Source organism: Curvibacter lanceolatus ATCC 14669, assembly GCF_000381265.1.
Lineage (GTDB): Bacteria > Pseudomonadota > Gammaproteobacteria > Burkholderiales > Burkholderiaceae_C > Curvibacter > Curvibacter lanceolatus.
In genome coordinates this window covers 19906-31984 of sequence record NZ_KB906263.1, presented here as the reverse complement: position 1 = coordinate 31984, position 12079 = coordinate 19906, and the positions used below count along the sequence as shown (strand labels likewise).

Genomic DNA, 12079 nt, shown 5'->3' with positions numbered 1-12079 from the left:
CCGGTCGTTCGATCGCGCGGTCACGATGAGCAACCCTCCAATCCGCTGGATTCTAACTACATGATTTTGGATTGGTAAAGATAGGTTGCTGTCGTGTTGGAGGCCCTGATCGGCAGGGCCTCCTGGGGTATCGGTGGGGACCGGGCCCGTTTTACCCCTCCGCCACCCTTTTGGCCAGGTGGGCCAGCGCCTCTTCCGCCTGATCCACCAGCACCAGGCACAGGTCGCCGGGTTGCAGGCGGTCCAGGGCCACGTCGATGGCCTTGAACTCGCCCTGGATCTCTTCGACATGGCGGGTGCGGGTGGCGCCGGCCAGGCCTTGGCGCAGCAGGGCCATCACTTCCCCGTCGGCGCGGCCGCGCTGGCAGGCGTCTTCGTACAGCACCACATCGTCAAAGGCCTGGCCCAGGATGGCGGTCTGTTCGGTGATGTCTTCGTCGCGCCGGTCGCCAGCGCCGCTGATGACCACGGCGCGGCGCTGGGCCGGCATGGCTTCGACGGCCGAGACCAGGGCGCGCATGGCGTCTGGGTTGTGGCCGTAGTCGGCAATCACGGTGGCGCCGCGGAAGTCCATCACGTTGAAGCGGCCGGGGGCGTTGTCGCTGTCGTTGACAAAGCTGGCCACGCCGCTGCGGATGGTGTCCCAGCTCAGGCCCACGCCCCAGGCGGCGGCCACGGCAGCCATCACGTTGTCCACCTGGAAGCCGATGGTGCCATTGCGGGTGATGGGCACGTCGCGCAGCAGGATGTGCTCGCGCCAGGTGCCTTCAGCCACCACGATGGCGTCGCCATCGACATAGACGGTGCGCTTGCCCTGGGCCCGGTGGGTGGCCATGACGGGGTGGTTGCGGTCGCGGGCAAAGTAGATCACCTGGCCTGGGCAGCTTTCGGCCATGGCGGCGACCATGGGGTCGACGGCGTTGAGCACGGCGTAGCCCTGCGGGGCCACGTTCTGCACGATCACGCGCTTGACCACGGCCAGGTCTTCCACGGTGTCGATGTAGTTCATGCCCAGGTGGTCGCCGGCGCCCACGTTGGTGACCACGGCCACCTGGCAGCGGTCAAAGCCCAGGCCTTCGCGCAGGATGCCGCCGCGGGCGGTCTCGAACACGGCTGCGTCCACATCGGGGTGCAGCAGCACGTTGCGGGCGCTCTTGGGGCCGCTGCAGTCGCCGCTGTCGATCTGGCGGCCGTTCACGTACACGCCGTCGGTGTTGGTCATGCCCACGCGCAGGCCGCTGGCGCTGAACAGGTGGGTGATCAGGCGGGCGGTGGTGGTCTTGCCGTTGGTGCCGGTGACGGCCACCACCGGGATGCGGCCGTCGTCGCCGCTGTTGTACAGGTGCGAGACCATGGCCTCACCCACCTGGCGGCCCTTGCCGAACGAGGGCATCAGGTGCATGCGCAGGCCGGGGGCGGCGTTGACTTCAACGATGCCGCCGTGTTGCTCTTCGAGCGGGCGCAGCACGCTTTCGCAGACCACGTCCACGCCGCAGATGTGCATGCCCACCATCTGGGCGGCGGCCACGGCGCGCGCGGCCACTTCGGGGTGCACGTCGTCGGTCACATCGGTGGCGGTGCCGCCGGTGCTCAGGTTGGCGTTGTTGCGCAGGATCACGCGTTGGCCCTTGGGCGGCACGGATTCGGGTTTCAGATCTTGCAGGGACAGGCGGGCGATGGCGATGTCGTCAAAGCGGATCTTGGTCAGCGAGGTGGCGTGGCCCACGCCGCGGCGCGGGTCGGCGTTCACGATGTCGACCAGTTCGCGCACGGTGTGCACGCCGTCACCGATCACCTGGGGCGGGTCGCGGCGGGCCGCGGCCACCAGGCGATCGCCCACCACCAACAGGCGGAAGTCGTTGCCGGGCAGGTATTTTTCGACCAACACCTCTCCGATGTCGGCGGCGGCCTTGTAGGCCAGGTCCAGGTGGGCGCGGTCGACGATGTTGACGGTCACGCCCTTGCCCTGGTTGCCGTCTTGCGGCTTGAGCACCACGGGCAGGCCGATTTCGAGGGCCGCAGCCCAGGCGTCGTCGGGGCTGGTGGCCGGGCGGCCCAGCGGCACGGGCACGCCGGCGGCGCGCAGCAGCATCTTGGTCAGGTCTTTGTCTTGCGCGATGGATTCGGCCACGGCGCTGGTGGTGTCCACCTCGGCGGCCTGGATGCGGCGCTGGCGCGAGCCCCAGCCAAACTGCACCAGGCTGCCCGAGGTCAGGCGGCGGTAGGGAATGCCACGCTTGACGGCGGCCTCGACGATGGAGCCGGTGCTGGGGCCCAGGCGCTCGTCCTCATCGGTTTCACGCAGCTTGACGATGGCCTCGTCGATGTCGAAGGCCGTGTTGTTCTGTGCCGCCGCGATCAAGGCCAGCGACAGGTCGAAGGCCTGGCGGCCGACGGCTTCTTCGCTGTACTCGATCACCACCTGGTAGATGCCGGCTTCGGAGGTGGTGCTGGTGCGGCTGTAGGTGACCGGGCAGCCGGCCTGCGATTGCAGCGCCAGGCCGGCCGCTTCAAGCACGTGGGCCAGCGACACCGGGCCTTCGTTGCTGTCGTGGCGCAGGGGCCCCAGGCCCGGGAAGAGGGCGCGGATGCGGGCTTCGAAGCCCTCCAGGGCGGCAATCGAGCGCTCGGCGGGGGCACATTCCACCACGGCCTCGATGGCGGTGTGGCGGCTCCAGATGTTGGGGCCGCGCAGGGCCCGGATGCGTGAGACTTCCATCTGTTTCTCTTGGGTTCAGTGGGCGCTGGGGAGCAGCCGGTGTTCAGCGGAAAAAGGCGGTGCTGCCTGCGGGGCGAACCGGTTGTGGATCGGGATCGAAGGTCTCGATGCCGGCGGCGATCAGGTCGGGCGAGATGTCCAGGGCCCAGGCCGTGGCCACCGCGGCCAGCAGGGCCTCTTCGGTCATGGGGAAGGCGGTGTTCTGGCGCTCGCGGATGTCGCCCAGGTCGGACAGCACCTTTTCGTGGCTGCCTGCGGCCAGCACCACATAGCCTTGCTTGAGGTAGACGGCGCGGCCCTGGCTGGCGCGGTGCGCCTCGATGGCGGGGATGTCGGCCTGCAGGCCGTACAGCACCACCGAGCCGTCGCACAGCGAGGCCATGTCGCTGACACGGGTGTCGGCGGTGTTGAGCACCGCCACGCCATCGGGCAGCACCACGTCCACCTGGGTGCGCATCACGCGCACCATCTGGTCGGCTTCGTGCACGTCGTAGTGGCTCAGGGCTTCAAAGCCTTCGAGGTCGGTCACCACGCCCACCTGGCAGCGATCGTAGGGCAGGCCGTCGCGCAGAATGGTTTCGGCCCCGTTTTCGATCACCGTGGCCTGCACCGAGTGGTTCATCAGCAGGCGGTGGCCGGCTTCCCAGTGGGCACAGTTCACCGATTCGACGCGGCGGCGGTCCAGGAACAGGCCGTCTCGGCAGGCCAGGCCGGTCTGGCGGCCGCTCAGGTGGGCCAGCCAGGCCACCATGCGGGCGATCTTGTGGGTGTCCCGGGTGCCGGCCACGCCCACCACCGGGATGCGGCCCGGGGCGGTGTCGCCCTCGGTTTCGGGGAACAGGTGGTCGACGATGGCGCGGCCCACCGGGCGCGGCGAGCCCTCGGCGGGCTTCAGGTGCATCAGCAGGCCGGGGCCGGCGTTGACCTCGACGATGGCGCCGCCCTGGTCGGCCAGGGGGCGCGAAATGTCCTGCGCCACCATGTCGATGCCGGCGATGTCCAGGCCCACCACGCGGGCGGCCAGGGTGGCCGCATGGGCCACTTCGGGGTGCACGCTGTCGGTGCAGTCGATGGCCACGTTGCCGTTGCGCTCGATCACCACAACGCGGCCGGCGACCGGCACGGCGTCGGGCGTCAGGCCCTGGCGCTGGATCTCGAGCTGCACCTTGGTGTTGGTTTCGATGACGATGGTTTCGAGCGGAAACTCTTCTTCGATGCCGCGGCGCGGGTCGGAGTTGAGTTGGCTGTCGATCAGCTGGCGCACGGTGCTGCGACCGTCGCCGGTGATGCCGATGATCTCGCCGCGGGCGGCGGCCACCACCCGGTCACCCACCACCAGCAGGCGGTGTTCGTGGCCCGGGATGAAGCGCTCGACCATCACGTCGCTGCCTTCCGGGTAGGCCACGTGGTAGGCGGCTTCGATGTCGGCCTGCTCGTGCAGGTCGAGTGTCACGCCGCGGCCATGGTTGGCGTCCGAGGGCTTGACCACCACCGGCAGGCCGATGTCCTGAGCGGCTTCCCAGGCTTCCTCGGGGCTGTTGACGATCTGGCCCTCGGGCACCGGCACGCCACACGACTTGAGCAGCGATTTGGTCAGGTCCTTGTCGCCGGCAATGCCTTCGGCAATGGCGCTGGTGAATTCGGTCTCGGCTGTCCAGATGCGGCGCTGGCTGGCGCCGTAGCCCAGTTGCACCAGGTTGCCGTCGTTCAGTCGGATGTGGGGGATGCGGCGGTCGGTGGCGGCGTCAACGATGCAGGCCGTGCTGGGGCCGAGGTAGCAGTTGTCCACCTCGGTGCGCACGCGGTTCACGGCCGTCTTCACGTCAAAGGCCTCGCCTTTGATGGTGGCGATCAGCAGTTTGTGGCCTTCGTCCAGGGCGGCACGGGCCACGCGCTCTTCGCGGGCACGGAACACCATGCGGTACACGCCGTGGCGCGAGGTGCTGCGGGTCTGGCCAAAGCCGGTGGGCATGCCCGCCAGGTTCAGCAACTCGATGACGATGTGCTCCAGGATGTGCCCGGCCCAGGTGCCTTCCTCCAGCCGCTGCAGAAAGCCGCCTCGTTCACCGACACCGCAGTGGTGTTCGATCAAGGCGGGCAGCAGGGTGACCAACCGGTCTTTGAAGCCCGGGATCTTGTTGGAGGGGTAGTCTTCCAGTTCCCCGAGGTCCAGCCAGACTTCCAGCACGGAGCGGTAAGTCCAGATGTTGGGGCCGCGCAGGTAATTGATGCGCAAGAGCTTGAGATCGTCGGCTTTGATCATGTTCGAGTCGGGTTCTGGGCCTGGCGCCATACCGCCAGTCAGGCGAGATTGTGCGCTCAGTTTGGGGGGCTCGGTCACGCCACATTCTCCCGCAGCCTGCCGCATGGCCTCGGTTTCGGCGAAAATCGACTTTTCCTGCTTGAGCGCGGGAGGTCGAACGGTGCCGCGCGGTACGGAATCAAAATGCAACATTCACATCCTGTAGGTTCATCTGGCGAAGCGGCGGATCCCGGAAGAATCAACCCCCAATCTCAGCTTGCACGTGGTGAAAACGTGCTCGCTTCCCTGCCGGTTGACCTGGACGAGCGTCTTAATTTCTCCAACGGCCTGCTGGTGGTCACCGAGCAACGCCTGCTCAGCTGGGCCCCAGGGGCCGGGCAATGGCAGTCCTGGCCCCTGCACGCGGGCCTGCGCCTGCGCCACAGCGACCACGCCGGCGTGGGCCTGCTGGAGCTGCTGGGCCCGGGCGAGCGCCTGGCGCGCTGGCGTTTCACGATGGCGCTGGACGTGCACGCCATGCGCGTGATCAAGGTGTTCGAGCAGCGCTTGGCCTTGTTGGCGGGCGCCGCCCCGGTCGAGACGGATGAGGCGGCGGCCTGCCCCTCGTGCGGCGCCTTGCTGCCATCTGACAGCGAGGAGTGCCCGGCCTGTGCCCGTGAGCTGCAGGCCCCCACCTCCACCTGGGTGCTGCTGCGCCTGTGGCGTTTTGCCCGACCCTATCGCAAGCAACTGTTCACCGGGTTCGCGCTGACGCTGGCTTCCACCGCGGCCACCCTGATCCCGCCGTACCTGACCATCCCGCTGATGGACGACATCCTGATCCCGTTCCAGAACGGCAAGCAGATCGACCCCATGCTGGTGCTGCTGTACCTGAGCGGGCTGCTGTTGTCGGCGCTGGCGGCCTGGGGGCTGAGTTGGGCGCGCACTTACATATTGGCGCTGGTGTCCGAGCGCATCGGTGCCGACCTGCGCACCACCACCTACGAACACTTGCTGCGGCTGTCGCTGGATTATTTTGGCGGCAAGCGCACTGGCGACCTGATGAACCGCATTGGCTCGGAAACCGACCGCATCAACGTGTTCCTGTCCTTGCACGCGCTGGATTTCGTCACCGACGTGCTCATGATCGCCATGACCGCGGTGATTCTGTTCTCGATCAACCCCTGGCTGGCCCTGGTCACCCTGGTGCCGCTGCCCTTCATTGCCTGGCTGATCCACACCGTGCGGGACCGGCTGCGCACCGGCTTCGAGAAGATCGACCGGGTCTGGTCGCAGGTGACCAACGTGCTGGCCGACACCATTCCGGGCATCCGGGTGGTCAAGGCCTTTGCCCAGGAGCAACGCGAGGCCGACCGCTTCAAGCAGGCCAACCGGCACAACCTGGAGGTCAACGACAAGCTCAACCGCACCTGGTCGCTGTTTTCGCCCACGGTGTCGCTGCTGACCGAGATCGGCCTGCTGGTGGTGTGGGGTTTTGGCATCTGGCTGGTGTCCAAGAGCCAGATCACGGTGGGGGTGTTGACCGCCTTCATCGCCTACATCGGGCGCTTCTACACCCGGCTGGATTCGATGAGCCGCATCGTGTCGGTGACGCAAAAGGCCGCGGCAGGTGCCAAGCGCATTTTTGACATCCTGGACCACATCTCGAATGTGCCTGAGCCCAGCCAGCCGGCACCCCTGCCGCGGGTCTTGGGCCGCATCGAAATGAGCGGCATCGGCTTCCGTTATGGCACGCGCACGGTGATCCGCGGGGTGGATCTGGACATCCAGCCTGGCGAAATGATCGGCCTGGTGGGGCACAGCGGCTCGGGCAAGAGCACGCTGGTGAACCTGATCTGCCGCTTTTATGACGTGACCGATGGGGCCATCAAGCTCGACGGCACCGATGTGCGCCGCTTCAAGGTGTCGGACTACCGCAGCAACATCGGCCTGGTGCTGCAGGAGCCGTTTCTGTTCTTTGGCACCATTGCCGAGAACATCGCCTACGGCAAGCCGGGCGCCTCGCGTGAAGAGATCGTGGCGGCCGCCCGGGCCGCACATGCGCATGACTTCATCCTGCGCCTGCCGCAGGGCTACGACTCGCTGGTGGGCGAGCGTGGTCAGGGCCTGTCGGGCGGTGAGCGCCAGCGCATCTCGATTGCACGCGCCCTGCTGATCGACCCGCGCATCCTCATCCTCGATGAAGCCACCTCGGCGGTGGACACCGAGACCGAGAAGGAAATCCAGCGCGCCCTCGACAACTTGGTTCAGGGGCGCACCACCATCGCCATCGCCCACCGGCTTTCCACCCTGCGCAAGGCCGATCGGTTGGTGGTGATGGACCGTGGCCAGGTGGTCGAAGTGGGCCCGCACGACGAGTTGATGGCCAAGCAGGGGGCCTATTGGCGCCTGTACGAGGCGCAGGCCCGCCGCGTGGACGCATCGGACGACGACGGCGCCACCCTGACCCCCAGCGCCCTTTCGGCGCATTCGGTGCATTCGGCCCACCCGGCCGGCCAACCCTGAGCTGCCCCATGACCTCACAAGCTGATTTCAAGTTGAGCCGCCACCCGCTGGGCCGGCTGGTGCTGACCGATGCCGAGGGCGTCGAGCACCTGGGCGTGACCCCGGTACGCGCCTTTCCGATTGCCGCCCCCGATGAAGGGCTGTCGCTGGTCGGCCCTGAAGGGCACGAACTGGCCTGGGTGCCTCGCCTGTCGGCCCTGGCGCCCGAGTTGCGCCAATGGATCGACGAAGAACTGGCCAGCCGCGAGTTCAGCCCCGAGCTGCGCCGGCTGGTGGCCGTGTCCTCGTTCTCCACGCCTTGCACCTGGACGGTGGAGACGGACCGCGGGCGCACCGATTTTGTGCTCAAGACCGAGGACGACATCCGTCGCCTGGACCGCGGGCGCCTGCTCATCACCGGCAGCCAAGGCATCGTCTACCAGATCCGTGACCTGCAGACCCTGGATCGGGGCTCGCGCCGACTGCTCGAACGCTTCCTCTGAGCCGGGCTCTTCAACCCTCTTTCCATTCGACTGCCATGCACAAATCCGCACTGGTTCTTTTCTCCGGGGGGCAAGACTCGACCACCTGCCTGGCCCACGCCCTGACGCGCTACGAGCGGGTTGAAACCGTGGCTTTTGATTACCGCCAGCGCCACAGCGTGGAGCTTGACGCCCGGCTGGCCGTGCTGGGGGCGATGCGCCAGGCCTATCCAGCCTGGGCCGCCAAGTTGGGCGAGGACCACCTGCTGGACCTGGCCGTGCTGGGCCAGGTCAGTGAGACCTCCCTGACGCGCGACATGGCTTTCAAGATGGAGCAGGGCGGCCTGCCCAACACCTTTGTGCCGGGGCGCAACCTGCTGTTCCTGACCCTTGCCGCCGCGCTGGCCTACCGGCGCGGTCTGGAAGTCATCGTGACCGGGGTGTGCGAAACCGATTACTCAGGCTACCCCGACTGCCGCGACGACACCATGAAGGCCATGCAGCTGGCCTTGTCCCTGGGCATGGACCGGCGCCTGCTGATCGAGACGCCGCTGATGTGGATCGACAAGGCCGATACCTGGGCCCTGGCCGAACAATTGGGGGGCAAGCCCCTGGTCGATCTGATCGTGGAGCATTCGCACACCTGCTATTTGGGGGATCGTGAGCATCGCCATGCCTGGGGGTGGGGGTGCGGTAGTTGTCCGGCATGCGAACTTCGAGCGCGGGGTTACGAGCGCTACAGCGCCGCTGCCACCCCCTGAGCCCACTTTTTTGAGTCGACATTCCGAAAAATCGAAAATTTTTTGAAAAGGGCCTCAATTTTTCCTGCGCAATGCCGTAACACCGTACGAGGACGCCTAAAAACCTTTCCCGTCATGATGTAAACGAACTGTATCCGCCGGAACTGCCATGCAACTCCCACCTGTTGATCGATCGATGAACTGGGCCTATTCAGGCGCCGGCCAGTCGTTGGCAGGCGCGGACAAGTCCATCAGTACCAAACCGGCGGGCACGGCCGTGACGAACGCGCCCACCGAGTCGACCATCGTGACCGTCTCGGGGCAGAAGGCTGCGAGCCCGGACAAGCCTTCCTCTTCCAACGATCAGCCCAACAAGGACTGGACGGCGGTCAAGAAAAAGGCCACCACGGAAGAACCCAAGACCCCGCCACCGGAGCCCATCTCCAAGAAGTTGATCGACTTTCTGAATTCGATGTGGAAGGCCAGTGGCTCGGTGGTTGAGTTGGCGGCCGAACAAGCCAGCGCCGAGGCCAACCGGCTCGAAAAGGAAAAGCAGAAGCAGGGTTTGTCGACCAATCTGTTGGTCTACACCGACCCCAAGGTCAAGCGCAGCGGTGGCTTGTGAGCGTGGTGCTGGCACCGCATTTGCACCGCATGTAGACGACCAACTGCGCTTTTTGTAGAATGGAAGGCTTCGCAGCGTTTTAAGCCCCGCGGCGAAGTTCGTTGAAGGTCAGTGCTGCCTGGTTTTCCAGATTGGCATCCAAGCCCTCGACACCCCCCACCTAAGAGGTTTCCAGCAGAGAAACACCGACCGTGGAAAAGGGCTTTTTGTAGCCAGCCTGCGATTTTTCGACGGCTGGCAACCAACTCGAAAGCAATACATGTCTACGTTCAGCGCTAAGCCCGCAGACGTGAAGCACGAGTGGTTTGTGATTGACGCCACCGACAAGGTGCTCGGCCGGGTAGCCAGCGAAGTTGCCCTCCGTCTGCGCGGCAAACACAAAGCCATTTACACGCCTCACGTCGATACTGGCGATTTCATCGTCATCATCAACGCCGCCAAATTGAAGGTCACCGGCACCAAGTCCCTGGACAAGGTGTACTACCGTCACTCCGGCTTCCCCGGTGGCATCACTGCTACCAACTTCCGCGACCTGCAAGCCAAGCATCCTGGCCGTGCACTCGAGAAGGCCGTCAAGGGCATGCTGCCCAAGGGTCCTCTGGGTTACGCCATGATCAAGAAGCTCAAGGTGTACGGCGGTGCTGAGCACCCCCACACCGCGCAGCAACCCAAAGTGCTGGAACTGTAAGGAGCCGAGATGATTGGTGAATGGAACAATGGCACCGGCCGTCGCAAATCCAGCGTCGCCCGTGTGTTTCTGAAAAAAGGCACCGGCAAGATCACGATCAACGGTAAGGACATCCAGGCCTATTTCGGCCGCGAGACCTCCATCATGATCGCGAAGCAGCCCCTGGCCCTGACCAACCATGTCGAAACCTTCGACATCCAGGTCAATGTGCACGGTGGTGGTGAATCCGGCCAAGCCGGTGCAACCCGTCACGGCATCACCCGCGCCCTGATCGATTACGACGCCACGCTGAAGCCCGCACTGAGCCAAGCCGGCTTCGTGACCCGCGACGCTCGTGAAGTCGAACGTAAGAAGGTCGGCCTGCGCTCTGCTCGCCGCGCCAAGCAGTTCAGCAAGCGTTAAACCGCTTTCTTTTCTGCAAAAACCGCAACAAGTTTGGCTTGTTGCGGTTTTTTTTGTTTTACGCTCGCGGTTTTTCTCGTTTCGAACCCCTTCATGCGATTTCGCCTGCTCCGCCGTCGCCTCACCATCAGCACGCCCCGCATGGCCGTGCGCAGTGCCATGCCCTGGCCGCTGCGCTGGGTGCTGCTGGCGCTGGTGTTCGGTTTTTGCGCTGCCGTCGCCCTGTGGGCATTCGAGACGGGCAAGAACATTGCCGGGCTGGATCGGCACACCCGTGAAGAGTTGGCCGCATTGCGTCAGCAGGTGGCGCAGATGCAGGACGAGCGCGACAAGGCCCAGTCCATTGCCAACACCTCGGGCAGCCTGCTGACGGCTGAGCGTGCCACCCAGGAGCGCCTGCTGGCGCAGATCCACCAGTTGGAACTCGACAACCGCAGCCTGCGCGATGACCTGGGCTTTTTTGAGAAGCTGATCCCGGCCAACAGCGTCGAGGACGTGGCCATTCGCGGCCTGCAGGCCGAAATCGTGGCCAGCCAGCAGCTGCGCTGGCAGGTGCTGGTGATCCAGCCCGTCAAGAGCGGCCCTGAGTTCAAAGGCCGGCTGGAACTGGTGCTGAGCGGTACCCAGGCCGGCAAGCCCTGGGAGCAGCCGCTGCCGCAAGGCCCGGTGCCCTTGCAGTTCAGGCAATATCGCCGCCTGGAGGGGCTGGTCGACTTGCCGCTCCAGGTTTCGGTCAAGCAGGTCACGGCCCGCATTTTTGATGGCAGCAGTTCGCGCGCCGTCCAGACGCTCAAGCTCTGAGTTTTTCACCTGGCTCACTTCCTGAAAGGACGGCCCATGTTCGCGAAAAAGAAGCAACCGCCCATCAAAAGCCTGATCGCGCAAGGCAGCCGCATCGACGGCAACATCACCTTTGCCGAAGGCCTGCGGGTCGATGGTGACGTGGTGGGCGACATCCGTGTCGATGAGTCGCAGCCCAGCTTGCTGGTAATTTCTGAAACCGCGACCGTGATGGGCGCGGTGTACGCCGACCACCTGATCATCAATGGGCGCATCCAGGGGCCGGTGCATGCCCGTGAGCTGCTGGAGTTGCAGCCCCGCGCCCGCATCGAGGGCGATGTGTATTACAAGGCGCTCGAGATGCACCAGGGGGCTGTGATTGCCGGCATGCTGTGCCCGGCGGCGCCCCTGGATGAAAAACCCCTGCTGACACTAGCGGCTAATAGCCGCTGATCTGAATTCCCGAGCGAATTCTTGTACTATTCGAGCCAAACCCGTTTCCGGAGAACCCCATGAGTGCTGTTGTCGAGTCGCTGCCGACTGAAATGCCCGCCCCCATTCTTTTCACAGACAGCGCTGCCGCCAAGGTGGCCGATCTGATCGCCGAAGAGGGCAACCCTGACCTGAAGCTGCGCGTGTTCGTGCAGGGCGGCGGCTGCTCGGGCTTCCAGTATGGTTTCACCTTTGATGAAATCACCAACGAAGACGACACCACCATGACCAAGAATGGTGTTTCTTTGTTGATCGACGCCATGAGCTACCAATACCTGCTGGGCGCCGAGATCGACTACAAGGAAGACCTGCAGGGCGCGCAGTTCGTGATCAAGAACCCGAACGCCACCACCACCTGCGGCTGCGGCTCCAGCTTCTCCGTCTGAGGGTGCGCCTGACGCTTC

11 protein-coding genes are annotated in these 12079 nt (G+C 65.2%); 9 read left to right on the top strand and 2 right to left on the bottom strand.

Going from position 1 to position 12079, the window contains the following annotated elements; all coding sequences use genetic code 11:
• Positions 1–151: 151 nt before the first annotated feature.
• The gene (gene cphA / locus F624_RS0118780) at positions 152–2719 is read right to left on the bottom strand and encodes a cyanophycin synthetase (protein ID WP_019575884.1); all 2568 of its coding nucleotides are present in this window, start codon (positions 2717–2719) and stop codon (positions 152–154) included.
• Between the two features lie 43 nt (positions 2720–2762).
• Positions 2763–4982, bottom strand: coding sequence for a cyanophycin synthetase (locus tag F624_RS0118775; protein ID WP_043426279.1), 2220 nt, complete (start codon positions 4980–4982; stop codon positions 2763–2765).
• A gap of 183 nt (positions 4983–5165) precedes the next feature.
• On the opposite strand from F624_RS0118775, the gene F624_RS0118770 reads away from it, so the two are divergent.
• The 9 genes from F624_RS0118770 (at position 5166) to erpA (ending at position 12061) form a co-directional block, all read left to right on the top strand.
• Positions 5166–7487 carry a cyanophycin metabolism-associated ABC transporter gene (locus F624_RS0118770; RefSeq protein ID WP_031255510.1) on the top strand — a complete coding sequence of 774 codons (2322 nt, stop codon included), beginning with the start codon at positions 5166–5168 and terminating at the stop codon, positions 7485–7487.
• Between the two features lie 8 nt (positions 7488–7495).
• Positions 7496–7969, top strand: a complete 474-nt coding sequence (locus F624_RS0118765) for a cyanophycin metabolism-associated DUF1854 family protein (protein WP_019575881.1) — start codon at positions 7496–7498, stop codon at positions 7967–7969.
• A gap of 35 nt (positions 7970–8004) precedes the next feature.
• Entirely contained in the window at positions 8005–8709 is a 705-nt protein-coding gene (queC, locus tag F624_RS0118760) for a 7-cyano-7-deazaguanine synthase QueC (RefSeq protein WP_019575880.1), read from the top strand.
• A 148-nt stretch (positions 8710–8857) separates the two neighbouring features.
• Entirely contained in the window at positions 8858–9313 is a 456-nt protein-coding gene (locus tag F624_RS0118755) for a hypothetical protein (protein ID WP_031255509.1), read from the top strand.
• Between the two features lie 259 nt (positions 9314–9572).
• The gene (gene rplM, locus F624_RS0118745) at positions 9573–10001 is read left to right on the top strand and encodes a 50S ribosomal protein L13 (RefSeq protein WP_019575878.1); all 429 of its coding nucleotides are present in this window, start codon (positions 9573–9575) and stop codon (positions 9999–10001) included.
• Positions 10002–10010: 9 nt separating this feature from the next.
• Positions 10011–10403, top strand: coding sequence for a 30S ribosomal protein S9 (rpsI, locus tag F624_RS0118740; protein WP_019575877.1), 393 nt, complete (start codon positions 10011–10013; stop codon positions 10401–10403).
• Positions 10404–10496: 93 nt separating this feature from the next.
• Entirely contained in the window at positions 10497–11204 is a 708-nt protein-coding gene (locus F624_RS0118735; RefSeq protein WP_019575876.1) for a DUF6776 family protein, read from the top strand.
• Positions 11205–11240: 36 nt separating this feature from the next.
• Positions 11241–11636: a bactofilin family protein gene (locus tag F624_RS0118730; RefSeq protein WP_019575875.1), complete on the top strand. Its 396-nt coding sequence runs from the start codon at positions 11241–11243 to the stop codon at positions 11634–11636.
• A 59-nt stretch (positions 11637–11695) separates the two neighbouring features.
• Positions 11696–12061, top strand: a complete 366-nt coding sequence (gene erpA, locus F624_RS0118725; RefSeq protein WP_027476533.1) for an iron-sulfur cluster insertion protein ErpA — start codon at positions 11696–11698, stop codon at positions 12059–12061.
• The last annotated feature ends 18 nt before the right edge of the window (positions 12062–12079 follow it).